This window comes from Streptosporangium sp. NPDC002524, from assembly GCF_040295985.1.
Taxonomy (GTDB): Bacteria; Actinomycetota; Actinomycetes; order Streptosporangiales; family Streptosporangiaceae; genus Streptosporangium.
Map to the genome: position 1 here is coordinate 1 of NZ_JBEOWK010000014.1, position 25,135 is coordinate 25,135.

The following is a 25,135-nucleotide window of genomic DNA, read 5'->3' on the forward strand; positions in this document are numbered from 1 at the left end:
CCGACACGAAGCCCAGGCCCGCGCCTCCCACGGCCGGCAACGCGATCCCCGCGACCAGCAGCCCCGCCGCCGCCCCGATCGCGACCAGCCGCCCGGCATTCGTCCCCCGGCCGGGCATCAGAGCCTGCCGAGCCCGCGGGCCAGGATGGTGGCGGTCTTCGCGACGGTCCCGTTGTCGGCGGCGAGGCCCGGGGTGCGGTTGGTGTAGATCGCCATGATGACGGGAGCGGCCCCCTTCCCGGGCCAGACGACGGCGATGTCGTGCCCGCCGCCGAATCCGTCGGAGTTCGTCCCTGTCTTATCGCCGATCGTCCAGGTCTTGGGCAGGCCCGCGCGGATGCGCTCGTCTCCCGTCGTGTTCGCGATCAGCCAGGCGTTCAGCCGCTCCCGGTCCTTGGCGCCGAGGGCCTTGCCCACGGTGATCGCGCGCAGGGTGCGGCCCATGGCCGCGGGCGTCGTGGTGTCGCGCCTCTCCTTGGGGCTCCAGTCGTTGAGCTCGGTCTCCCACCGGTCCAGCCGGGAGACCGGGTCCTTCAGCGTCCGGAAGTACCGGGTCAGCCCGGCGGGGCCGCCGATCCGCCTCAGCAGCATGTTGGCCGCGGTGTTGTCGCTCCGGGTGATGGCCGCCTCGCACAGCCGCGCGACGGTGAGCCCGTCGTCCGTGTGCTTCTCGGTGACCGGCGAGCCGGGCTTCACGTCGGCGGCCGTCCACTTGACGACCTTGTTCATCAGGCCGGGCTCGGAGGTGCGCGCCCTGTGCAGCACGCCCGCGCAGAGGGGCGCCTTGAAGGTGGACAGCAGCGGGAAGCGCTCGCCCGCCCGGTACGCCACCGTCCTGCCGGTGGCGGTGTCCACGGCGTACGCGCCGATCCGGCCCTTGAAGGACGCCTCCAGCGTGCGCAGCTCCTTGACGGCCCGATCGGTGCGCGCGGGCACCGTGGACACCGTGGACACGGCCACCGGCGCCGGTGCCGTCACCGGCGGGGCGGCGGTCGCGAGGGCGGCCGGGGCGGCACCCACCAGGGGGACGAGCGTGAGCGAGGCGAGCGCCGAAAGGGTGGCGCGTCGGCTGGGACGGATGAGCATGCGATGCCTTCCAGCGGTGGACGGGATTCGACGGGAAGTCTCGCGTGGTCCTTTCATGCCGTCAAAGACAGAAATGATGGTTTCCATGCTGAAACGGCATAAGGTTGCGTCATGGACCTCCTGGGAGCGTGCAGGGCGTTCGTCAACGTGAGCGAGCGCGGGAGCTTCACGGAGGGCGCGGCGGCCACGCGGGTGCCGCAGTCGGTCGCGAGCCGCCGGATCGCCGCCCTGGAGAGACATCTCGGGGAGCGGTTGTTCGACCGGTCGTCGCGCGGGGCGACGCTCACGCAGTTCGGCCGTGACATGCTGCCGCCGGCGAAGCGTCTCGTGCGGCTGGCGGACGACCTGGAGCACGAGGCGAAACGCGCCAGGCTCAACCCCCTCCGCCTCGCCGTTCCCGACAGTTGCACCACGCGCGACCTGGCACGGCTCGACGCGGAGGCGCGCCGGAACGGTGTGCATCTCGATCTCCACGCCGCCGCCCCGGCCGGGCGGACGGAACTCGTCCGCTCCCGTGAGGCCCGTGCCGCCCTCGCGGCGGTGCCGCCGGGCGACGCGACCTGGTCGGTGCGGCTCGGGCTCGCCGGTGCCACGGACCGGATCGCGGACACCGTCTACGTCGAGACCCTCCGGGCCGGCCGGGCCGAGCGGTCGTCGAGGAGGAGCCGGATCTGGATCCAGCCCGAGGACGACGTCCCCCACATCCGCGACCCGATGTTCCGGATCCGGGACGCCGTCGGTCTCCAGCCCGCGCAGGTCACCGTCTCCACCACGCTCGCCGCCGCCACCGCCGAGGTCCTCGGCTCGACGGATCTCCTGCTGTGCTCGCCCAAGCAGGCCGAGGAGCTGGGCCTGCACTGGCGTCCCGTCGGCGAGGTCGACCTCGTCCGCGGGTTCGCCGTCGCCGCCGCCGTCAGGGACGACGCGGAACGCATCCGGACCCGGCTGTGGCACGCGATCGCCCGCTGCCTGGGCGCGCACGAACAGGACGGAGAGACGCCGTGAACGCCACGAACGCCGCGAACCTGATCCGCGAACTCCGGCGGACGCTCGACGACGGCGGGCTGAGCGGATCGTTCCTGGTCCGGGACCTGCGGTCCGGCGAGGAGCTCGGCATCGAGCCGGATCTGGAGTTCCCGATCGCCTCGGTCGTCAAGATCCCGCTCGCCGTCGCGACGCTCGAACGCATCCGGAGGGGCGAACTCGACGGTTCCACGCAGGTCACCGTACGACCGGGCGGGATCACCGCCTCGGGGCCGACCGGGCTGAGCAAATTCCGGCACCCGGCCCGGATCGCCGTCGACGACCTGCTCTACCTCAGCACCTCCGTGAGCGACAACACGGCGGCGGACGCGCTTTTCGCCCTCACCCCGCCCGCCGAGGTCTCGGCGCTGCTGCCCGAGCTGGGGATCCAGGGCATCGCGGTGCGTCACACCATGCGGGAACTCTCCGAGACCCCGGCGGAACGCCTCGACCCGGCGGACGCCCACCTGGCCCACTTCCTCGCCATCGAGGCGGGTACGGCCGGGCGGGGACACCGCATCCCGCTCCTTGACGTGACCCGCGCGAACTCGGGGTCCGCGCGAGCGCTCATGGAACTCCTGCGGGCGCTGTGGACCCCGTCCCGCATCGACGCGGGCGTCAGCGAGCGCGTGCGGGCCCTCATGGGCGATAACCTGCTACGGCATCGGCTGGCACCCGACTTCAGCTCCGACGCGTCGAAGTGGTCCTCGAAGACCGGGACGCTTCTCAACCTCCGCCACGAGATCGGCGTCGTCGAGCACGCCGACGGCCAGGTCTTCGGCGTCGTCGTGCTCACCGAGTCCCGCGTCCCGGCCATCAGCCAGCCCGGAGCCGAGGCGCTCATGGCACAGGTCGCGCGCACACTCCGCGACCGGCTGCGACACCCGTGAACGGAGCCACTCTCCCTCCAGGTGCGGAACACGGCGGGAACAGGCCACGGGTCGGGTCGGCGGCGATTGCGGGAGTGTGAGCCCGCCGGGGTGTCCGGCGGGTGGTCTTCGCCTCCCGGGCGAACGGGGCGCGGAGGCCCTGGCGCGGGCCGGTCACCGTGGGGCGGAGTACGCCCCTCCGGTCCGACCGGCACTCTGGGCGAGCACCTCCAGGGGGTTGGCCAGCACCTCGGAGAAGGCGAGTTCGGCCGCGCCGGTCAGGGTGGCGTCGTCCCCGAGCGCCGAGGTGCGGAGCCGTACCCTCTCCCGGGAGATCACCAGCACGTTGGCCTCGACCCGGCTGTGCACCTGGGCCGCCGCGCCCTGGTAGACCCCGCGCAGCATCCCGCCGAAGACCACCAGGCCGGGGTTGAAGAGGTTGATCAGGTTCGCCACCCCGATGCCGAGCCAGTCGCCGATCCGGCGCAGCGCGTCCTGGGCCGCGACGTCCCCGCGACCGGCGGCGTCCACCACGGCCCGCGCGCCCTCGCGGCCTGACAGCTCGGCGGACCGGCCCGCGGCGTCGATCAGGGCCTGCTCGCCGACCTCGGCCTCCAGGCAGCCGCGCGAGCCGCACCCGCAGGGCCGCCCGTTGTACGGGTTCACCATCATGTGCCCGAGCTCGCAGCCGTACCCGCCGTCGCCGTCGAGCAGCTTGCCGCCGACGATGATCCCGCCGCCCACGCCGACGTCCCCGTGCAGGTAGACGAGGTTCCGGAAGCCGACGCCCACCCCGCGCTCGTGCTCGGCCAGCGCGCCCAGGTGGGCCTCGTTGCCCACCGCCACCGGGAGCCCGAGCCCCAGCCGGTGGCCGAGCTCGGTGCCGAAGGCCTGGTCGACCCAGCCCATGTTGGGACCGAAGCGCACCATCCCGTCACCGGGCCTGATCATGCCGCAGTAGGCCGCGCCCACCCCGACGCACATCGCGTCCAGGGGAGCCTCGCGGTACATCCGGCGGGCGAACCCGGCGAGGGTGCCGACCACGTCGTCGAGGTCGGCCCCGGCGCGCGGCCGGACCGCCTCCCTGCGGTCCAGGACCGTTCCGCCCAGCCCGACCCTGGCGGCGACCAGCCGGTCCACCCGTACGTCGAAGGCCAGCACGTAGACCCGGTCGGACTCCGGCCGGACCACCAGCGACGGCCGGCCCGCCCTGCCGGTGTCCCTGGGGAGTTCCTCGCGGACCAGGCCCGCCGAGGTGAGCTCCCCGGTCAGCCCCATGATCGTGCTGCGGTTCAGGCCCATCCGGTCGGCGAGTTCCGTACGGGAGAGCGGGCCGCCCAGGTGCACGTGCCGGAGCAGAGCGCCAAGGTTGTGCTGGCGGATCTCCTCCTGGGACCGACCGGCTTTCAGCATCGTGGGGATCCTGACGACTCGGGGCTTGCCATCGTTGCGCGCCGCGACGGCGGGACGGGGCGGCCACGCCGACCGCGAGCACTGGAACCGATCCTGTCACACCGGGAGAACCCCGGCCGGTGGCCAAGGGAGTATTTCCCCGTTGCCCCGGCGGGTGTGCCCTCCCAGTCGTTCGTGGAGCGAGGTTCACGGGGAGAGGCGCGTGTCACCAGAAGACGCCGAGTTCGCGTTCGCAGAACGCGCCCCCCACCAGATCGTGGACCGGATCGGTGAGGTCGGGCTCGCCGAGCTCGGCCAGCAGCCGCGGGGCGTGGACCTCGGCGTCGTCCCGCGGCACGTACCCGAGGGCGCGGGCCGCGTCGAGCGACCACCAGCGGCGGGTGTTCGCCGAGACGCCCCACACGAGGTGGAAACCCCGGGCGGTGAGGGACGCCTCGACCAGCCGGGCGCAGTCGTCGTACGACAGCCAGGTCGACAGTGCCCGCAGGTCGCGGGGCCGTTCGGCGCACGAGCCCAGCCGGATCGCCACGACGTTCATCGCGAACCGGTCGTGGTAGAGGCTGCCGAGCGCCTCCATCGCGGCCTTGCTGAAACCGTAGTAGGTGTCCGGCCTGGGGGAGAGGCCGTCGGGGGCGTCCGGGCGGGGGTGAAACCCGGCCGCGTGGTGGCTGCCGACGAGCACGACCTGCCGGACGTTCCGCCGGCGGGCCGCCTCCAGGAGCACCTGCGTGCCGTGGACGTTGACGCGCAGGATGTCCGCCCACGGGTGCTCGCGGCTCAGCCCGCCCAGGTGGACGACCGCCTCGACGCCGTCCATCGCCGCGGCCATCGCGCTCTCGTCGGTCAGGTCGGCGAGGATCGTCTCCTCACCGGCCCGGACGTCCGCGACCGGGACGACGTCGGCGAGCCGCAGCACCCGGCCGGGCCGGGCGAGCCGCGGCCGGAGCGCGGTCGCCACCGCGCCGGCCGCGCCGGTGAGGAGGATCCGCACGTCAGAGCGCCTCCTGCCGGAAGAGCTGGACGATCTGGCGGGCCGCCTCGCCGAGCACCGTCACGATCTGCGCGTGGTGCGCCTCGTCGAGCCGGACCAGCGGGACGGACGCGCTGATCGCGTCGGTCACCGGCGAGGTGTAGGGGAGCGGCACCGCGACGCAGCCCAGGCCGGGGGTGTTCTGCTCCTTCTCGTCGGCGTAGCCGCGCAGCCGGGCGTTCTCCAGCTCCAGCAGGAGGTCCTGACGGCTGGTCACGGTGTGCTTGGTCAGCGGTGCGAGAACGTCGGGGATGTGTCTCTCGCCGTCGTCGCGCATGGACAGGACCGCGCGGCCCAGCGCGGTCGCCCAGGCGGGTTGCCGGCGGCCCACGCGGGAGGTGAACCGCAGGTGGTGCAGGGACTCGCGGCTGGCGAGGTACACCACGTCGGACCGGTCGAGGCGGGCCAGGTGGACGGTCTCGTTGATCTCGGCGCGGACCTGTTCGAGCACCACCGCCGCCGCCCGGACGACGGGATCGCGATCCAGGTAGGAGGTGCCGACCAGCAGGGCCCGTACCCCGAGGGAGTACGTCACGCCGTGCCGGTCGGTCTCCGCCCAGCCTCTGCCGATCAGGGTCCGCAGGAGCATGTAGAGGCTCGACTTCGGATAGTTGAGGTCCCGTTGAAGCTCGGTGAGCGTGACCGGCCGGTCGGCGCGGGCCAGTGCTTCGAGTAACTCGATTGTTCGGTCGGCTGATTTGACGGGACGTTTCTCGGGCGGATTCTCCCCTGTTGACACCCCACACCCCTCACCGGCTTGTTTTCAAATCTATTGACAGCGTTGTGAGTGATTTTTACAGTTGCGGCACGCTGTTCACAACCTAAACCAGAGTTTACATATGTGAATGAAATGGAGTGGTAGATGCCCGCCCCCCAGCGCATCATCGCCGGGCTCGCCCTGCTCCTGTTCGCCACCACGGCGTGCGGATCAGAGCCGACGTCCGAGGCCACCGGCCTGGAGCTGTGGACCAGGTCCACGCCGGCCTCCGCGGAGGTCTACAAGAAGGTGATCGCGGCCTACACCGCCAAGACCGGGGTGAAGGTCACCTACGTCCCGATCTACGAGAACTTCGAGAACAAGATCCAGGAAGCCGCCGCCGCCAGGGACCTGCCCGACGTCGTCATCAACGACGTCAGCCTGCTCGGCACCGGCCTGTCCCAGGGCCTGATCACCCCGGTCGACCGCGCCGGCATCGCGGGCGCCGGCGACACCCTGGACCGGGCCTGGAACCAGGCCAGGGCCGCGGACGGCAAGTACTACGGCGTCCCGTTCTCCACCCAGGCCGTGGCCACGTTCATCCGCAAGGACTGGCGCGAGAAACTCGGCAAGGACGTCCCCAAAACCTGGGCCGAGCTCGACGCCCTCGCCAGGGCGTTCCAGGACGACGACCCGGACGGCAACGGCAAGGACGACACCTACGGCATGCTCGTCCCCGCCTCCACCGAACGCGGCTACACCGCCTGGTGGGCCTCCTCCTACCTGTGGCAGGGCGGCGGCGACTTCCTCACCGAGTCCGGCGGCAGGTTCACCCCCGCCATCGACCAGCCCAGGTCGGTCGAGGCGGTGAAGTGGATGCGGAAACTGTTCTGCGAGGACAAGGTCGTGGTCCCCGGCGCGCTCACCCTCATCACCGACGACGCCCACCCCTTCTTCGAGACCGGCAAGGCCGGCGTCTACCTCACCGGCCCCTGGATGATGGGCCGCTTCGACAAGAGCCTCGGCAAGGACAGGTACGAGGTCGTCCCCTCCCCGGCCGGTCCCGGCGGGCAGGGCGTGCTGGGCGAGGGCGAGAACATCTACCTCATGGCGGGCTCGAAGCTCGGGGCCCAGCAGAAGCAGCTCGCCGAGTTCCTCATCAGCCCCGAGGGCCAGCGGATCGGCATGAACACCGACCAGCCGAACCCGGTGGTCCGGCTCCCGGTCAACACGACCGTCGACGTCGTCGCCGAGCGCAAGGACGAGCGCTGGGCGACGATCAAGAAGATCTACGAGAACGACGGACGGCTGTTCCCGCAGGTGCCGAACTGGACGCCGCTGCGCCAGCAGGCCGCGGAGACCCTCAACTCGATCTTCGCCAACTGCGGCGCCGACGTCCAGGCCGAACTCACCAAGCTGGCGGGCTCGTTCAGGACCGAGCTGGCCAAGCAGAAGGCCGGCTGATGACGCTGGCCACGTCGTCCCGCCCCCGTGCCACCTCCAGAGGCCCGGGGGCCTCCCCGCGCCGGCGGAGGTACGGCCCCCGGCTCCTGCCCTGGCTGTTCCTCGCCCCCGCGCTGATCATCTTCCTGTACTTCAAGTACATCCCGATGACCAAGGGGGTCTGGCTCAGCTTCTTCAAGGTCCAGCCGTTCCTCGGCGACGAGTGGGTCGGCCTGGACAACTACCGCCAGGTCTTCACCGACGAGAGCTTCCGCGCGGCGATCGGCCACACCCTCTACCTGGCCGTGATGCAGACGGGCGGCGCCATGCTCATCGGGTTCTGCCTCGCCCTGCTGCTGGAGGGCAAGGCGCGCACGCTGTGGTTCGTCCGCTCGGCCGCGTTCCTGCCCGTCGTCTCGGCGATCGCCGTGGTCGGCGAGGTCTGGCGGCTGCTCTACTTCCCCGCCGCGGACGGCATGCTCAACGGCGTGCTCGGCTGGTTCGGGCTCGGCCCGCAGGGCTTCCTGGACGACCCCGACTCCGCGCTGTGGTGGGTGAGCGTCGTCGGCATCTGGAAGCACGCCCCCTACGACATGATGATCATCCTGGCGGGTCTCGCCGGGATCGACCGGCAGCTCTACGAGCAGGCTGCCCTCGACGGCGCGAGCCTGCGGCAGCGCATCCGCTTCGTCACCCTGCCCGCGCTGCGGCCGGTCGTCACCATCCTCGTCACCCTCGCGTGCATCCGCGGCCTGCGGATCTTCACCGAGGTGTTCGTGCTGACCGCGGGCGGCCCCGCCGGCTCCACCGACGTCGTCATGACCCGCATCTACACCCTCGGCTTCCAGTCCGGCGACATCGGGTTCGCCTCGGCCGCCTCGGTCCTGCTGTTCCTCGTCATTCTCACCCTGACCGTCTGCGTCACCCTCTACCGCAGGCGAAAGGAGATCTGATGTTCGAGACCACGCTCGGCTGGGGCTGGGGAAGGAAGCACCCCGTCGCCACCGGCCTGCGCGTCCTGCTCTACGCGGTCGTCCTCGTCGTCTTCTGCGGGCCGCTCGTCTCGGTCTTCGCCGGCGCGTTCGACAACGCCGCCGACCCCGGCAGGATGTCCCTCTACCCGCACGATCCGACCCTGGAGAACTTCGAGGTCGCCGCCGAGCAGGGCCTGTGGCGTTACTTCTACAACTCCGTCGTGATCGCGGGCGGCGCGCTGCTGCTGCAGGTGAGCGTCAGCGTGTTCGCCGCCTACGCGCTGGCGCGCAGGAGGTTCCGGGGGCAGGCGCTGGTGCTGCTGGCGATCCTGGCGACCATGATGCTCCCCGAGGAGGTCATCGCGATCCCGCTCTCCCTGGTCATCGGCGACCTGCCCGGCCTCGGCCTCGACCTGCGCGGCACCGTGCTCGGCGTGATCCTCCCCCTCGGCGGCTGGGGCTTCTCCATCTTCGTGCTCAGCGAGTTCATGAAGGAGATCCCGCGCCAGCTGGAGGAGGCCGCGCGCTGCGACGGCGCGAGCGAGCTGCGGATCTTCGGGCAGATCGTCCTGCCGCTCTGCAAGCCGGCCATCGGCGTCATCGTCATCTTCGGCTTCAACATGATCTGGGACCAGTACCTCCTGCCCCTGATCGTCGCCCGCACCCCCGACGACTACACCCTGACGGTGGCGCTCGCCTCCCTGCGCTCCGACCCGCTCGTCGGGCCCGGCGCGCTGCTCGCCGGAGCCCTCCTCGCCCTGCTGCCCAGTTTGATCGTCTATCTGGCGTTCCAGCGCACGTTCCTCTCGGGACTGGTCGCCGGCGCCGTGAAGGGTTGAAAACCGTGGACCTCGACGGTGTCCTTCTCTCTCCCGTCACCCCCCTCGGCCCCGGCGGCGAGCCTCCCGGGGAACCGGCCGGCACCGGCCCGTGGATCGTGAGGGAGTGACCATGCTGATCAGCGACGTCCGCGTCACGCCCGTCGCGTTCCGGGACCCGCCGCTGCTGAACGCCGCGGGGGTGCACCAGCCCTGGGCGCTGCGCACGATCGTCGAGGTGCGCACCGACGACGGCCTCAGCGGGCTCGGCGAGACTTACGGCGACCTCGCCCACCTCACGAAGGTCCGGGCCGCCGCCCGGCGGCTCACCGGGATCGACGTCCACCACCACCACGCCGTCTACGCCGAGGTCGGCCGGGTCGTCGGCGGTGACGTCGTGACCGACAAGCACGGCCTGACCGGGGTCGCGACCAGGGAGAAGACCCTCGACCGGGTGTTCTCCCCGTTCGAGGTCGCCTGCCTGGACATCCGGGGCAAGGCCCTCGGCCGTCCCGTCTGCGACCTGCTCGGCGGGGCCGTCCGCGACAGGGTGCCCTACAGCGCCTACCTCTTCTACAAGTGGGCCGCGCACCCCGGCGAGCCCGACGACGAGTTCGGGGCGGCGCTCGACGCCGACGGCCTGGTCGCGCAGGCGCGGAGGTTCGTCGAGGAGTACGGCTTCCGCTCCATCAAGCTCAAGGGCGGCGTCTTCCCGCCCGACGTGGAGGTCGAGGCCGTCCTCGCGCTGAGGGAGGCGTTCCCGGACGCCGCGCTGAGGATCGACCCGAACGGGGCGTGGTCGGTGCCCACCTCGATCGACGTCGGCCGCAGGCTGGCCGGGACGATCGACTACCTGGAGGACCCGACACCCGGGCTCGCCGGGATGGCCGAGGTGGCGGCGCGCGTCCCGATGCCGCTGGCCACGAACATGTGCGTCGTCACCTTCGACCACCTGCCGGCCGCCATCCGGGAGGGGGCCGTCGGCGTGCTGCTGTCCGACCACCACTACTGGGGCGGGCTCGTCCGCAGCACGCAGCTCGCCCGGCTCTGCGCCACCTTCGGCCTGCAGCTGTCCATGCACTCCAACTCCCATCTCGGGATCAGCCTCGCCGCGATGACCCACCTCGCCGCGGCCGTGCCGAACCTCGCCCACGCCTGCGACACCCATACGCCCTGGCAGGCCGGGCAGGACGTCGTCAGGCCGGGCGCGCTGCGGTTCGACGACGGCGCGGTCCGCGTGCCGGACGGGCCGGGACTCGGCGTCGAACTCGACCGCGACGCCCTGGGCGCGATGCACGAGCAGTACCTCGCCTGCGGGCTCACCGAACGAGACGACACCTCCTACATGCGGACGTTCCAGCCCGGCTTCTCCCCGGCGAGGCCCCGCTGGTGACCGCGAAAGTGATCTACGCCTACCCCTGGGACGTCGTCGGGGACCCCGCGGCCCCCGAACGCCTCGCCCGGCTCGGCGCGGACACGGTGGCGCTGGCCGCCTCGTACCACTCGGTGCGGGCGGCCACCCCGTTCCACCCCGCCCACCGCCTCGTCGAGGCCCGGCCCGCCCTCTACGTCCCCGTCCGTACGGGCTCCTGGGGCAGGCTCGTTCCCGCCGCCCCCACCTGGACGGCGCCCGACGCGTTCGTCCGGGCCGCGGACGCGCTGCGCGCGGCGGGGCTCGCCGTCCAGGCCTGGACCATCGTCACCCACAACTCCCACCTCGGGACCGCCCACCCGTCCCTGGCCGTCCGGAACGCCTTCGGCGACCGCTACCCCTACGCCCTGTGCCCGTCGCACCCCGACGTCGTCGACTACTGCCGGACCCTGGTCAGGGAGATCGCCGAACTCGGCGCCCCCGACGGGCTCGTCCTCGAGGCGTGCGGCCCGCTCGGCGTCCGCCACCTGGGCACACACGAGAAAACCGCCGGTGCCGACTGGACCCCGGCCCAGCTCGACCTCCTGTCCCTGTGCTTCTGCGCGGTCTGCGCCCCGCGCTACCCGGAGGGAACCCGCGAGCGGGTGCGGGCCGGGGTCGACACGGCCTCCCCGTCGGTCGAGGCCGCCCTCGGCGACCTCGCGCCCGTCGTCCGGGAACTGCGCGGCGCTCTCGGCCGGGACCTGCAGCACGCCCTACGGCTGGAGGCGGCGGGCCTGCCCGTCACCCTGCACGCCAACCCCGACCCCTGGGCCGCGGGCGCCTTCAGCCGGGTCTCCGCGGCCCCGAGCGCCGACGTCCTCGTCGCCAACTGCTGGGACGACCCCGCCTCCGGGATCGCCCGCCTGCGGGGGCTGCGCGCCCTGGCGGCCCCGGGCACCCGCGTGGGCGCGTCCGTCCTCGCCCTTCCACCCGCCACCCTGACCCCGGAGACCCTGGACGCCTACCGCTCGGCCGGGGCCGACGAGATCCACGTCTACCACGCGGGCCTGGCCTCCCGATCCCGGCTGGCCGCGATCGCCGGCACCCTGCGCTCCCTCGGGGCCGGGACGGGCCACGACGCGTGTCCGAATATCGCGAGACCCGGTGTGCCGTGACCCCCACGGCCTCCGGAGCCGGACCGTGTCGCACCTGACGCGACGGAGACGTCGTCGTGGCGGTGTGGGAAAGGATGAATATGTGACACCGGAATGACAGGCGCCGGTACCCGGACGACCCGGACGCGGTCCGTCCGGCCGTCCGGCGCCGGTGACCCGGCCACCGGCCGGACCTGACACCCTCCGCGGGCGACGCGCCCCCCGACACCCCGGCGGGGCCCCCGACACCCCGGCGGCCGCCCCCCGACACCCCGGCGGGCGGCCTCCGGCACCCCGGCGGCCGCCCCCCGACACCCCGGCGGGCGGCCTCCGGCACCCTTCGCGGGCGACGTCGTGCCCTGACGCGCCCGCCGGGCGGACCCGGCACCCCGGTGGGCGACGCGCGCCCTGACACGCCTCGGGCGGACCCGCACCCTCGCGGGTGGCGCGCACCCTCGGCATGCCCGCCGTACGGGCATCGTCGCAGCTCGGAGCGGTCGCGCGCGCTGTCGGCGCGAGCCTGCCCGGAACTCCTCCGAGCCCTGTCCAAGGCCCGCCAGAGGCCCGGCGACACACGCTCCGCAGGCCACGGCCCCAACGGAAGATTGCCTCTTGTGTAACGGCGAGCGGCCATTTACGCTCCGCCATAGTTAGGAAAGCTTCCTAACGATTAGTTGCCCGGGTGAACGCCCCCGATCTTCACGGGGCGTTCGCCCGCACCCCCCACCCCCCTCCGCCAGGAGTGCCGATGTCACGCAAGGTGCACCCCTCACCCCCCACGCAAGATCGTCCCAGGCGCCGCCGCTCGCTGGTGGCGGCCGCCGTGACCGTACTCACGATCGCCGTACCGTCCATGGTCGGCATGGCCCCCCAGGCCGCGACCGCCGCGGCCACGGCAGCCCCCGCGGCCGCAGCCACCGCGGCGGGGGCCGCCGCGATTCCCGATCTGACCAGTGCCAACCGCCGCGCGCCCGTCCCCGGGCTGCCGGACTGGAGCAGGGCGGGCTACCGCGGCGGCGCGGCCCTGCCGGAGGCCGCCCAGGCCGGTCCCGACGCCGCCTGCCACATCACCGCGGCCGAACTCGCCGCCCAGTTCGGCGTACGGGCGGACGGCTCCGACGCCACCGGCGGCCTCCAGGCCGCGATCGACCAGATCCGGACCGCCTGCAGCCCGGCGGCGGGCTACACCCGGCTGTCGTCCATCACCCTGCCCGAGGGCCGGATCACCGTCACCAGGCAGCTCGGCCTGGACGCCGACTACCTCGTGCTGAAGGGCGCGGGGATGGGCAGGACGGTCCTCGTCTTCCGCCCGGACGCCAACACCCGCTACGACACCCTCACCCCAGACGGGAGCGACTGGGACGAGGACGGCGCGACGCACGGCTCGGGCAAGGGCGGCTGGACCTGGCCCGGCCGGGGCCTGCTCCGCGTGCAGACGCGGGAGGTGGCGAGCAGGTACGCCGCCGAGTACGCCTCCGCGCCCGCCAACCGCAAGGACATCTTCGAGGGCAGCGTCAACCAGCACTGGGCCACCGGTGTCCCGCTGCGGGAGGCCTCGGCCATCGGGACCAACGTGATCAGGCTGGCCACCGGTGCCGACATGAGCCGGTTCAGGGTCGGCGGCCACCTGTGGGTGGGGGCCGCCAACAGCGTCAAGTTCTACCAGCAGCAGACGGTGACCAACACCGCGCAGTACATGAACCTGCACATGCGGCAGCAGATCTTCCAGATCACCGCGGTCGACACCGCCGGCCGGAACGTCACCATCGACAAACCGCTGGAGTACGACCTCCCCCTCGACTCCACCTCCGACGGCTCCCCGGCCATCGCCGGGACGGTCTACCCCAGCCGGGTCACCCCGCTCAAGGTCGTCCAGGGGGTCGGGATCGAGGACCTGACCATCACCCAGGACATGACCAACATGCCCAAGCTCGGCGGCGGCACCTACAACCTGAACCGGGCCGACGCCGTGCATGACTACGGGAACATGGCCCCCGAGTACGCCATGCACGGCATCGTGCTGAAGTGGGCGGCCAACAGCTGGATCCGCCGGGTCGGCACCGAGATGACCGGCTCGCACGCCGTGGTCACCGAGAGCGCGAAGAACATCCAGGTCCAGGAGTCGTCCTTCGACGGCTCGTGGAACAAGGGCAAGGGCGGCAACGGCTACTTCCGCGGCTCACGCGTCTGGGACTCCCTGTACGCGTACAACACCAGCCGGAACCTGCGCCACTTCACGTTCCAGTGGTCGGCCTCGAACAACGTCGTCGTCGGTAACGACTTCGACTCCGACCTCAACGTCCACGGCGGCTGGGAGCGGCGCAACCTGTTCGAGAACAACAAGGTGGCCGTGCCGTTCCAGCACGCCTCGAAGAACTGCCGCACCAACTGCGGCGACGAGGGCGGCGGCACGCCGGACGACTCCTCCTGGTGGCCGATCTGGTGGGCGGCAGGCCCGAAGGCGGCCAAGTGGTCGGGGTCGAGCGGCCCGCAGAACGTCTTCTACAACAACGACCTGACCAAGCAGACCACGCAGGGCGGGGCCTATCAGCCGTACTACGCCGACCGGCAGCGCGTCTACCAGTTCGGCAGCTCCGCGTCGGACCCGTCGAAGTTCCAGCACCTCGCGGTGGGCGGCGCCACCATCCCCGACTGGGCGGGCCGGGAGACGGTGAACTACACCGCGTCCCCCGGCGCCGGGGTCAACGCCACGATGACGGACGCCTCGGGCTCGCTCTTCCTCAGGTCGGGCGGGGGAGGCCCCGGTGACACCACGGCTCCCGGCGTGCCCGGTGGCCTGCGTTCGACGGGGACGACGTCGAGCAGTGTGTCGCTGGCGTGGAACGCCTCCACCGACAACGTCGGGGTGACCGGCTACGAGGTCTACCGGGGCGCCACGCTGGTGGCGACGGTGGCCGGTACGAGTCACACCGACTCGGGCCTGACGGCGTCGACCTCGTACACCTACACCGTCCGTGCCCGCGACGCGGCCGGAAACCGCTCGGCGGCCGGTGCCGCGCTCACCGTCCAGACCGGAAGCGGCGGCGGAGGCAACGAGGACCAGCTCATCTCCAGGGGCAAGCCCGCCACGGCGTCGTCCATCGAGGGACCGGGGTTCGAGGCGGGCCTGGCGGTGGACGGGAACACCGCGACCCGGTGGGCGTCGGCCGAGGGCAGTGACCCGCAGTGGATCCAGGTGGACCTGCAGGGCTCGTACACGATCTCCCGGGTGCGGCTGGACTGGGAGGCGGCCTACGGCTCGGCCTACCGGATCGAGGTCTCTCCCAACGGCACCGACTGGACCGCCGTCCACTCCACGAGCTCGGGGGACGGCGGCGTCGACGACCTGACGGTGTCGGGGACCGGCCGGTACGTGCGGGTGTACGGCACCGCGCGCGGCACCGCCTGGGGCTACTCGCTGCACGAGCTCGACGTCTACGGCCGCCCGAGCGGGGGAGGCCCCGGCGACACCACGGCTCCCAGTGTGCCCGGTGGTCTGCGTTCGACGGGCACGACGTCGAGCAGCGTGTCGCTGGCCTGGAACGCCTCCACCGACAACGTCGGGGTGACCGGCTACGAGGTCTACCGGGGCACCACCCTGGTGACCACGGCGACCGGCACGAGCCACACCGACACCGGCCTGACCGCGTCGACCTCGTACACCTACACCGTCCGCGCCCGCGACGCGGCCGGAAACCGCTCGGCGGCCAGTGCCGCGCTCACCGTCCAGACCGCGAGCGGAGGCGGGGGAGGCGGCACCCCGGCCGCGGCCAACGGCCAGCTCCGGGTGTGCGGCAACCGGCTGTGCAACGAGGCCGGCAAGCAGATCCAGCTGCGCGGCATGAGCACCCACGGCATCCAGTGGTACGACCAGTGCCTCAACAACGCCTCGCTCGACGCCCTGGCGACCGACTGGAAGGCCGACATCCTCCGGATCTCGATGTACATCCAGGAGGGCGGCTACGAGACCAACCCCCGGGCGTTCACCGACCGGGTGCACCAGCTGATCGAGATGGCCACCGCGCGCGGCATGTACGCCCTGGTGGACTGGCACATGCTCACCCCCGGTGACCCCAACTACAACCTCGGCCGGGCCAGGACGTTCTTCACCGAGATCGCCCAGCGGCACAACGGCAAGAGGAACGTGCTCTACGAGATCGCGAACGAGCCGAACGGCTCCTCCGTCACCTGGCCGGTCATCCGCAACTACGCCAACCAGCTCGTCCCGGTGATCCGCCAGTACGACCCGGACGCCCCGGTCCTGGTCGGCACCCCCGACTGGTCCTCGCTCGGCGTCTCCGGTCCCGGCGACCAGACCGACACCATCCGCGCCAACCCGGTCAGCGGGACGAACATCATGTACACCTTCCACTTCTACGCGGCCTCGCACGGCACCGAGTACCTCAACGCGCTGTCCCGGGCGGCCGACCTCCTGCCGATCTTCGTGACCGAGTTCGGCACCCAGACCGCCTCCGGCGACGGCGGCAACAACTTCGGCAGGTCCCAGCAGTACCTGGACCTGATGGCCCAGAAGAAGATCAGCTGGACGAACTGGAACTACTCCGACGACTCCCGTACCGGCGCGGTCTTCACCGCGGGCACCTGCCCGAACGGCCCGTACGCGGGGACGGGCAGGTTGAAGGAGGCCGGCGTCTGGATCCGCGACCGGATCCGCACCGCCGACGACTTCTGACCGGGGGAGTCCCACCGAACGCGCGAGGGCGTGCCCCCCCGACGGGCGCGCCCTCGCGTACCACCCGGAAGCCGGAACGGAATTCCGGCAGCGGTACGCGTCACGACCCGCGCGCTCACGCGCGCCCAAGGAATCGGAGCATTCGTGAAACGAAGTACACGTGCGAGGATCCTCGCACTCGTGGTCGCGCTGGCGGCGTCACTGCCGACGGCCGCGATCGCGTCCGGCTCGTCCCGGGAGTCGGCCGACTCGCTCGTCTCCAGGGGCAAACCCGCCACGGCGTCGTCCATCGAAGGGGCGGGGCTGGAGGCGGGTCTGGCGGTGGACGGCAACACCGCGACCCGGTGGGCGTCGGCCGAGGGCGTCGACCCGCAGTGGATCCGCGTCGACCTGGGGGGTTCGCACACGATCTCCCGGGTGCGGCTGGACTGGGAGGCGGCCTACGGCTCGGCCTACCGGGTCGAGGTCTCCGCCAACGGCACCGACTGGACCAGCGTGTATTCGACCGCTTCGGGGGATGGTGCGATCGATGACCTGGCGGTGTCGGGGACCGGCCGGTACGTGCGGGTGTACGGCACCGCGCGCGGCACCGTATGGGGCTACTCGCTACACGAGCTCGACGTCTACGGCTCCCCCAGCGGGGGAGGGCCCGGCGACACCACGGCTCCCAGTGTGCCCGGTGGTCTGCGTTCGACGGGCACGACGTCGAGCAGCGTGTCGCTGGCGTGGAACGCCTCCACCGACAACGTCGGGGTGACCGGTTACGAGGTCTACCGGGGCGCCACCCTGGTGGCGACGGTGGCCGGCACGACTCACACCGACACGGGCCTGACCGCGTCGACCTCGTACACCTACACCGTCCGCGCCCGCGACGCGGCCGGAAACCGCTCGGCGGCCAGCACGGCCGTCACCGCCCAGACCGGAGGCGGCGGCGGAGGTTCGACGGTGGACGTCTCCACCTCCGCGCAGCTGGCCGCCGCGCTGGCCGGTGCCCAGCCGGGCCAGACGATCCGCCTGGCGGCCGGCGAGTATCGCGGCGCCTTCGCCACCCAGCGCGCCGGTACGGCGTCCGCGCCGATCACGCTGACCGGACCGGCCGGCGCCGTCCTGGTCAACGACGGCCCGTCGGGAACGGCCCCCTCCTGCCCCGCCCCCGGCAACGGGTGGGACTCCGGCTACGGCCTGTGGCTGTACGGCGCGCCCTACTGGAAGCTGACCGGCTTCACCGTCAAGGACTCCAAGAAGGGGATCGTCCTGGACAACTCCCACCACGTGACCATCGACCAGGTCTACGTCCACCACACCGAGGACGAGGCCGTGCACTTCCGCAGGTCCTCCTCGGACGGCGTCATCCAGAACTCCCGCATCGACAACACCGGCCTGGTGCAGCCCGGATACGGGGAGGGCGTCTACATCGGCTCGGCGAACTCCAACTGGTCCTGCCACGGCAACTCCGGCGGGGTCGACCGCAGCGACCGGGTGAGGGTGCTGAACAACGTCATCGGCCCCAACGTCGCCGCCGAGCACATCGACATCAAGGAGGGCACCTTCGACGGCGTCATCCGGGGCAACACCTTCAACGGCCGGGGGATATCGGGCCAGAACTCGGCCGACTCCTGGATCGACGCGAAGGGCATCGGCTATCTGATCGAGGGCAACACCGGCACCTTCTCCTCCCCGGGCACCTTCGTCAACGGCTACGAGACCCACAACCCGGCGACCACCCCGTCGTTCGCCAACGGCTGCGGCAACGTGTGGCGGGCGAACCGCTCCGACCTGGGCGGCGTGGGCGCCTACGCCATCAGGATCACCTCCACCTCCAAGTGCAGCGGGAATCCCAACGTCGTGTACTCCTCCAACACCGTCACCAATGCCGTCTCCGGGCTGACCAACATCCCGGTCACTCCCTGACGTTCCCGACACCCCCGATATCCCCGGCACCCCTGATCCGCGCGGGCCGGAGGCCGCCCCCGATAGCCGGAGGCGGCCCTTCCCGGCCCCGCGGTCCTTCCCGGCCCCGGGGCCGGATGGTCACCGGGGGCGGGGACCGGTCCTCGCCGCGTACTGGTAACGGCGTCGGTCGTCCCCGCTCCCGGCTCCACGCGGACAGAGGACAGAAGACATCGAGCTATCGAGCTATCGAGCCATCGAGTCATCGGAAAAGATCCGCGGCCCGGGGTCACGGCCGGGAGAAAGCGCCGGTGACGGATTCGGGATGTCCGGATGCCGGGCTCGGTCATAGTCGAAAATCAGCATTTATCGCCTTTCCAGGCCGTATGATCATCCCGATCGCCCCGAGCTTGCGAGGAAGGACCCCTGTGACCGACAAGCGGGATGAGCGGAACAGTGGCATCGACACGACAAGGCCGAGCATCGCGAGGGCCTACGACGTCGTCCTCAACGGCAAGGACAACTTCGAGGTGGACCGCGCCTTCGTCGCCGAGATCGTGAAGGTCGTCCCCGAGATCTACGACGTGGCGACCTACAACCGGGAGATCCTCGGCCGGGGGGTGCGGTTCCTGGCGGAACAGGGCGTCACCCAGTTCGTCGACCTCGGCTCGGGGCTGCCGACCGTGGAGAACACCCACCAGGTCGCGCAGCGCGCGAACCCGGAGTCGCGGGTCGTCTACGTCGACAACGACCCGATGGTGCTGGTCCACGGCCGGGCGCTGCTGGCCGAGAACGACCGTACGGCCGTCGTCACCTCCGACCTGCGCGACACGTCGGCGATCCTCGCCGACCCGGACGTCAAGCGGCTCGTCGACTTCGACCGGCCGGTGGCCGTGATGCTGGTCGGCGTCCTGCACCACCTGCACGACGACGACGATCCCCGGGGAATCGTCGAGGCCTACATGGCGGCGGTCCCCTCGGGCAGCTACCTCTTCATCACCCACTTCTGCGCCTCCACCCAGGAGTCGCGCGACGCCGAGCAGAAATACCTCGCGCTGCTGGGCACCGGCCGGTTCCGGACGCCGGAGGAGATCACCGGGTTCTTCGACGGCTTCGAGCTGCTCGAACCGGGCGTCGTCCCGCTGCCCCTGTGGCGGCCGGAGGGATCCGTCCCGAGAAGGCTGACCGTGGGCCAGCAGCTCATGTACGGCGGGATCGCCTACAAGCCCTGACATCCGAAGCCGGCATCCGGACAAGAAGGCCCGCGCGGCACGTCGTGCCGCGCGGGCTTCGTCGTTTCCGCCCCATTCAGGAAATCTACGATCTAAAGGGCATAGGTCATGACATACAACGACACTGCCCCTCCTGAGATCGTTCAGGAGCGCACCAGTTCGGCGAGCAGCTCGTAGGAGCGCACCCGCGCCTCGTGGTCCGAGACCATGGTCAGGGCCATCAGCTCGTCGGCCCCGCTGTGCTTGACGAACTCGGTGAGCCGGTCGCGTACGGTGCCGGGGCTCCCGATGATCTGCGGGTCGAGGCGCTCGCTGATGAACCGCTCGCCCTCGGGGGCGAACGAGCGGCGCCCGGCCTCCTCGGCGGTGGGGAAGAGGGTGAAGCGGTCCTCGGTGCGGATCAGGAGCTGTCCCGCCGCGAAACCCCGCGCCAGCCACCGGGCGCGCTCGTCGGAGTCGGCGACGATCACGGTGGGGGCGACGATCGTGTACGGGTGGTCCAGCCACGCCGACGGCTCGAAGGCGTTGCGGTAGGCCTCCAGCGCGGCCACCGTGCCGGCCGGGTTGATCTGGTGCGCGTAGGCGTACGGCAGGCCGAGGGATCCGGCGAAGCGAGCGCTGGAGGTGCTCGTGCCCAGCAGGTACACGGGTGTCCGGGTGTCCGCCTGGGGGACGGCGCGCACGTCGGGCGGGGGCTCTCCCGGCGTCAGGTAGCCCAGGAGCTCGCCGAGCCGTTCGGGGAAGTCGTCCTCGGTGGCGGGCAGGCCCCGGCGCAGCAGGTGGGCGGCGGCCGGGTCGGTGCCCGACGCGCGCCCGATCCCGAGGTCGACGCGGCCGGGGTGGAAGGCCTCCAGCGTGCCGAACTGCTCGGCCACCGCCAGCGGCGCGTGGTTGGGCAGCAGCACCCCGCCCGAGCCGACCCGGATCGTGGTGGTGGCGGAGGCGATCTGCGCGATCAGTACGGGCGGGACCGAGGTGGCCAGGCACGGCGTGTTGTGGTGCTCGGCGACCCAGTAGCGCGTGTATCCGAGCCGTTCCGCCCGCCGGGCGAGGTCGACCGAGTTCCGCAGGGACCGGGCTGCCGACGACCCTCGCCAGACGGGGGCGGTGTCGAGCACCGACAGGCGGAGGCCGGACAGGTCTGCCATCGGGGTGTTCTCCGTTCGTGGGGGGTTCGTAGGTCCCCGGCGCGGCCGGGAGTACCAGCATGGACGAGACGCGCGTCGTCCGAAAGTTGAACCAGTGCGTTCATTTTAGTCCGCGGCTTTGGCGCGAACGGGGAGGAACCAGGCGACGAGGCCGACGACGATCGCCAGCCCGGCGATGGCGGCGGAGGCGGTGAAGGCCCGTGACACGCCGGTGGCGACGTCCGTCCCGCCGCCGGCGAACGCGGTCAGCAGCACGGCCAGTCCGAGCGAGCCGCCCAGGGCCAGCGACGCCTGCAGGACCCCCGAGGTGATCCCGGCGTCCTCGGGCGGGGTCTCGGACAGGACGATGACGTTGAAGGGGACGATCGCCGACCCCGCTCCCAGCCCCATGATCACCAGCGGGCCGAGAACCGCCGCCGGGTACGCGCTGTCCTCGCTCACCCCGCTCAGCCACAGGGACCCGGCCACGACGAGCGCGAGCCCGGCGACGGCGAGGTTTCTCGGGCCGCCCGCCCTGGCGATCAGTGTGGGCGCCGACCTGGCCGTCAGCAGCAGGGCGAGCCCGAAGGGCAGGAAGGCCAGGCCCGTGAGCAGCGGCCCCAGGCCCAGGACCCGCTGCAGGAACTGGGTGAGGAAGAACAGCAGGCCGGTCAGGACGAACGCGAGCAGCACCAGGCTGAGGAAGGCCCCGGCCCTGGCCCGATGGGCGAACACCCGCGGAGGCAGGATGGGTGAGGCGACGCGCGTCTCCAGGAAGGCGAACGCGGCCAGCACCGCCGCCCCGCCCGCGAGGGAGACGACGGCGATCGTGTCTCCCCACCCCTCCTCGGCGACCCGTACGAAGCCGTGGACGACCGCGGTCATCCCCAGCACCGACAGCAGTGCCCCTGGAAGGTCGAGGGCCGGGCGGGCGCCCGCGTGCCCGACGGGGCTTTGGGCGGGGATCGTCCGCGCGCCGAGCGCGACGACGGCGAGCCCGACGGGCACGTTGACCAGCAGGGTCCAGCGCCAGTCCGCGGCCCAGGTCAGCACGCCGCCCAGGATCATCCCCGCCGCCGCGGCGAGGCCCGTCACCGTGGAGTAGACGCCGAACGCCCGCTGCCGCCGTTCGCCGTCGTAGGTGACGGACAGCAGGGCGAGCCCGGCGGGACCGGCCAGGGCGGCGCCGGCCCCCTGCAGCGCCCGGCCCGCGAGCAGCCAGCCGGGGCCGGGGGCGAGCCCGGCGAGCAGGGAGGCCGCCGCGAGCAGGGCCGTCCCGGACAGGAAGAGCGTCCGGTGGCCGAACAGGTCGCCCAGCCGGCCGCCCAGCAGCAGCACGCCGCCGAAGGAGAGCAGGAACGCGTTGATCACCCAGGACAGGCCGGCCGCCGACAGGCCGAGGTCGTTCTGCAGGTCCGGCAGGGCGACCGTCACGATGGTGCCGTCGAGCTGCAGCATGAACTCGCAGCCGACGATCGCGGCGAGGACCAGGCCCAGGCCTCGCGCGGGCGAGGCCGGGGAGGGGGAGTCGCCGGTGTTGACATCGGTGGCCATCTGGTTCTCCATTCAATACTCGACCGGCCACTATTTTTAACTCATGCGTTCAGATTAGCAAGCAGGATGCGGCGACGGCTGCGGTAATCTCGAACCGTGACCACCACCGAACGCGCGATGCCGGGCAGGGGACGGATCGACAAGCGCACGGCGATCCTGGACGCCGCCGTGAAGGTCTTCTCCCAGGAGGGCTACGCCCAGACCAACGTCGACGCGATCGCGAGCCTCGCGGGGGTCGCCAAGCCCACCGTCTACAACCACTTCCACGACAAGGAGACCCTGTTCCGCACGGTCATGCGCGACAGCGCCGACCGGTCGGCAGCCAAGATCATCGCCGCGTTCGCCACCCTTCCCGACGACGGCGCCGACCTCGCCGGTGAGCTGGAGAGGGTGGGCCACCTGATGGTCGAGTGCCAGCTCAGCGAGGAGGGCTGGGCGCTGCAGCGGCTGCTGTACGCCGAGGTCGCGCGCCTGCCCGACCTCTACGACGAGCTGGTCACCCGAGCCGGCACGCCCACGCTGAACGTCCTCGCCGGCCGGCTGGCCGGTCTGGCCAACCGGGGCCACCTGGAGATCGACGATCCGCTGGTCGCGGCCGGCCAGTTCATGGCGCTCGTCGCCGGCAACCTTCCCGCGCTGTCCGCGCTGGGCACCCGCCCGGTCGGCCCCGACGTCCTCGCCGCCGCGGTCCGCGACGGGGTGAACACCTTCCTGCGCGCCTTCGCCGCCCCCGCCAGGCGCCGCTCTCCCCGCCGCTCCTGACCCTCCCGCGTCCGTACGCGGCGCCGCTCCCTTACCGGTCAGGCCGGGTTTTCGTCGTATTTATTTATCTTTGCGGCCTGCTGCTGATAACAGATCGGTAAGACCGTACTGTCATGGGCCGCATACAGTGTGTGATTTTGCCAGGGTGGTGAGGCCAGACGCGACACGGGAGGCGAGATGCACGGTGAGCAGCACGATCGCACTCACGGCCACGGCCTCAAGGCGAGACCGCGAGGGCGCATGCCGTACGGCGACCCGCCGCTCCCGCCCCCCGCCGGACCCCGGCGCCCCGCCGAGTCCTCCGGTTCCTCCGGTTCCACCGAACCTCCGGAGCCGGTCGGGCCACCGCGATCCGTAGGCCTTCCCGAGCCTCCCGAGGTGCCCGCGCCCCTCGAGGCTCCCGAGGCCTCGGGGCCTTCGCGTCCCGGCCGCGTTCCGGAGTCCCCGGCGCCCTCGCGATCCGGACGACATTCGGGGCACGCCGGGTTTCCGCGACCCGGGCGACCTCCGGAGTCCCGGACGCCCGCGGAGCCGGTGCCCACCCCGGAGCCCGCCTCGGTGCCCATCCCGGGCCCCGGCCGTCGCGCGGGGGAGGGGGTTTCGGTGCCGCGCGGGCCCGCGCGGCACCGGAAGTACGAGGAGGCGGACCACGGGAACGACGTGTTCGACATGGGCAACGTGTTCGACATGGGCGACGTGGGTGGCATGGGTGGCGCGGACGACGTGGACGACCTCCTGGATGACGTGGACGACGCGGACGACGCGGTCACCCGTCCGATGGTCCGCGGCTCCTGGACCTACCTCGACAGCAGGCCGTTCTCCATGCCCCCGCCCCCCAGCCCGTGGCGGCGGCCCTGGTCGCGCCTCTCGCGCGACCAGCTCCTGAGGCCCGCGCTGATCGCCGGGTTCCTCGCCGCCGCGGGGGTCGGCGTCTGGTCGTCCGGCTGGTCCCCGTGGGACGGAGCACCCGTCGCGGGCCCGTCGCCCGCCTCTCCCGGGGAACGCCTCGTCGCCGGGCACGACATGGTGATCGCGCCCTCGCGGGGCCCGGTGGTGGCCGGGACGGACGCGAAGGCTCCGGCGGGGAAGCGGAAGATCCCCGAGGGGCGGAAGGGGTCGGGCGCGGCCGGGGCCGGCGGCGGAGGCGGGAAGAAGAACGCGCCGGGGCGTGATCCTGCGCGGGTGCTCCCGGCGGAACGGGCTCTCGCCGGTGCCGGTGATATCCGGGACGAATGGGTCGAGCGAGTGGAGCGTGCCAAGCCTGTCAAGAAGCCGGTCAAGCCGGTCGGGCGAGCCGGGCGGCACCGCGAGGGCGGGGCCTCCACCCGGGCCGGTGCCGGACCGGAGGGAACGAGGAGAACCGGGCCGGGGAGCGCCGGAACGCGCACGGGAGCCTCCGCTCCGGAGTCCGGTTCCCGGCGGGCGAACGGAGGCGCCGGGCACGAGAGCGGACGGGCGGGCGGAGGCGCCGGGCAGGGGACCGGCAGTGCCGGGCGGGGGGCGGGGAGCACCGAGCGGGGCACCGCGAGCACCGGCGGGGACGCCGGGAGTTCCAGGACGACGGGACGCCCCCGCTCCGGGACACGAGACTCCGGGACACAGAACTCCGGAGCGCAGGGCTCCGGAGCGCGGGGTTCCGGGACACAGGAGGGCAGGTCACAGCCCCGGGCGGGCAGGGCGGGCACGCCGAGCACCAGGGCGCCGTCGCCCTCGGCCTCCAGGAACAGGCCACCGGCCACCGGGAGCGGGAGCGGGGGCGGGGGCGGGGGCGGGGGCGGGGGCGCCGCCGGCATCAGCGCCGCCTACGCCTGCCGCCACCTGCCTCCCGGTGACTGGCGCCACGCCTACTGCGTGCGGGTCTGGAACGACTACAGGACGAGGAACGGCCTGCCCTGACGCCGGAGACCGCACGTCGCCCCGGGGAGCCGCCGGGATGAGCGGGTGCGCCGTCGAGGGCCCGGCGTGGACGGCTTCCGTCCCGTGGCTCCGGCCGTGAGGCCGTGACCCCGCCCCTGA

General features: G+C 72.1%; 18 protein-coding genes. 12 read left to right on the forward strand and 6 right to left on the reverse strand.

Annotated features, from left to right (window positions below; translation table 11 throughout):
• Window positions 1-117: 117 nt before the first annotated feature.
• Complete coding sequence (bla, locus tag ABT053_RS23840; RefSeq protein WP_350971426.1) at window positions 118-1,086, reverse strand: class A beta-lactamase; 969 nt, start codon at window positions 1,084-1,086, stop codon at window positions 118-120.
• Between the two features lie 111 nt (window positions 1,087-1,197).
• Between bla and ABT053_RS23845 the strand changes: the two genes are divergently transcribed.
• Window positions 1,198-2,091, forward strand: a complete 894-nt coding sequence (locus ABT053_RS23845) for a LysR family transcriptional regulator (protein ID WP_350971428.1) — start codon at window positions 1,198-1,200, stop codon at window positions 2,089-2,091.
• Window positions 2,088-2,999, forward strand: coding sequence for a serine hydrolase (locus ABT053_RS23850; RefSeq protein ID WP_350971429.1), 912 nt, complete (start codon window positions 2,088-2,090; stop codon window positions 2,997-2,999). The genes ABT053_RS23845 and ABT053_RS23850 overlap by 4 nt, the downstream gene beginning before the upstream one ends.
• Window positions 3,000-3,152: 153 nt before the next feature.
• Here the strand turns inward: ABT053_RS23850 and ABT053_RS23855 are convergent, their stop codons facing one another.
• The 3 genes from ABT053_RS23855 to ABT053_RS23865 form a co-directional block, all read right to left on the reverse strand.
• Entirely contained in the window at window positions 3,153-4,391 is a 1,239-nt protein-coding gene (locus ABT053_RS23855) for an ROK family transcriptional regulator (RefSeq protein WP_350971431.1), read from the reverse strand.
• A 205-nt stretch (window positions 4,392-4,596) separates the two neighbouring features.
• Window positions 4,597-5,382 (reverse strand): NAD-dependent epimerase/dehydratase family protein, encoded by a 786-nt coding sequence (locus ABT053_RS23860; RefSeq protein ID WP_350971433.1) that lies wholly within the window; start codon window positions 5,380-5,382, stop codon window positions 4,597-4,599.
• A 1-nt stretch (window position 5,383) separates the two neighbouring features.
• The gene (locus ABT053_RS23865; protein WP_350971434.1) at window positions 5,384-6,160 is read right to left on the reverse strand and encodes an IclR family transcriptional regulator; all 777 of its coding nucleotides are present in this window, start codon (window positions 6,158-6,160) and stop codon (window positions 5,384-5,386) included.
• A 123-nt stretch (window positions 6,161-6,283) separates the two neighbouring features.
• On the opposite strand from ABT053_RS23865, the gene ABT053_RS23870 reads away from it, so the two are divergent.
• The 8 genes from ABT053_RS23870 to ABT053_RS23905 all read left to right on the forward strand — a co-directional run bounded on the left by ABT053_RS23870 (window position 6,284) and on the right by ABT053_RS23905 (window position 19,676).
• Window positions 6,284-7,582, forward strand: a complete 1,299-nt coding sequence (locus ABT053_RS23870; protein ID WP_350971435.1) for an ABC transporter substrate-binding protein — start codon at window positions 6,284-6,286, stop codon at window positions 7,580-7,582.
• Complete coding sequence (locus ABT053_RS23875; protein ID WP_350971437.1) at window positions 7,582-8,514, forward strand: carbohydrate ABC transporter permease; 933 nt, start codon at window positions 7,582-7,584, stop codon at window positions 8,512-8,514. The genes ABT053_RS23870 and ABT053_RS23875 overlap by 1 nt, the downstream gene beginning before the upstream one ends.
• Window positions 8,514-9,374, forward strand: a complete 861-nt coding sequence (locus tag ABT053_RS23880) for a carbohydrate ABC transporter permease (RefSeq protein WP_350971439.1) — start codon at window positions 8,514-8,516, stop codon at window positions 9,372-9,374. The genes ABT053_RS23875 and ABT053_RS23880 overlap by 1 nt, the downstream gene beginning before the upstream one ends.
• 112 nt (window positions 9,375-9,486) lie before the next feature.
• Window positions 9,487-10,746 (forward strand): glucarate dehydratase family protein, encoded by a 1,260-nt coding sequence (locus ABT053_RS23885; protein WP_350971441.1) that lies wholly within the window; start codon window positions 9,487-9,489, stop codon window positions 10,744-10,746.
• Window positions 10,743-11,882: an alpha-amylase family protein gene (locus ABT053_RS23890; protein WP_350971443.1), complete on the forward strand. Its 1,140-nt coding sequence runs from the start codon at window positions 10,743-10,745 to the stop codon at window positions 11,880-11,882. Before ABT053_RS23885 ends, ABT053_RS23890 begins: the two co-directional genes overlap by 4 nt.
• A 727-nt stretch (window positions 11,883-12,609) precedes the next feature.
• Window positions 12,610-16,554, forward strand: coding sequence for a cellulase family glycosylhydrolase (locus ABT053_RS23895; RefSeq protein WP_350971444.1), 3,945 nt, complete (start codon window positions 12,610-12,612; stop codon window positions 16,552-16,554).
• A 144-nt stretch (window positions 16,555-16,698) separates the two neighbouring features.
• On the forward strand, window positions 16,699-18,465 hold the full coding sequence (locus ABT053_RS23900; RefSeq protein ID WP_350971446.1) for a discoidin domain-containing protein: 1,767 nt from the start codon (window positions 16,699-16,701) through the stop codon (window positions 18,463-18,465).
• Between the two features lie 407 nt (window positions 18,466-18,872).
• On the forward strand, window positions 18,873-19,676 hold the full coding sequence (locus tag ABT053_RS23905) for an SAM-dependent methyltransferase (RefSeq protein WP_350971448.1): 804 nt from the start codon (window positions 18,873-18,875) through the stop codon (window positions 19,674-19,676).
• Between the two features lie 143 nt (window positions 19,677-19,819).
• Here ABT053_RS23905 and ABT053_RS23910 read toward each other — a convergent pair whose 3' ends face one another.
• Window positions 19,820-20,824, reverse strand: a complete 1,005-nt coding sequence (locus ABT053_RS23910; RefSeq protein ID WP_350971450.1) for an LLM class flavin-dependent oxidoreductase — start codon at window positions 20,822-20,824, stop codon at window positions 19,820-19,822.
• Between the two features lie 105 nt (window positions 20,825-20,929).
• Window positions 20,930-22,357, reverse strand: coding sequence for an MFS transporter (locus ABT053_RS23915; protein WP_350971451.1), 1,428 nt, complete (start codon window positions 22,355-22,357; stop codon window positions 20,930-20,932).
• A 96-nt stretch (window positions 22,358-22,453) separates the two neighbouring features.
• Here ABT053_RS23915 and ABT053_RS23920 point away from each other — a divergent pair, with 96 nt between their 5' ends.
• Both ABT053_RS23920 and ABT053_RS23925 read left to right on the forward strand, forming a co-directional pair.
• Window positions 22,454-23,119, forward strand: coding sequence for a TetR/AcrR family transcriptional regulator (locus ABT053_RS23920; protein ID WP_350971453.1), 666 nt, complete (start codon window positions 22,454-22,456; stop codon window positions 23,117-23,119).
• A gap of 603 nt (window positions 23,120-23,722) precedes the next feature.
• Window positions 23,723-25,015, forward strand: coding sequence for a hypothetical protein (locus ABT053_RS23925; RefSeq protein ID WP_350971454.1), 1,293 nt, complete (start codon window positions 23,723-23,725; stop codon window positions 25,013-25,015).
• Window positions 25,016-25,135 lie beyond the last annotated feature (120 nt).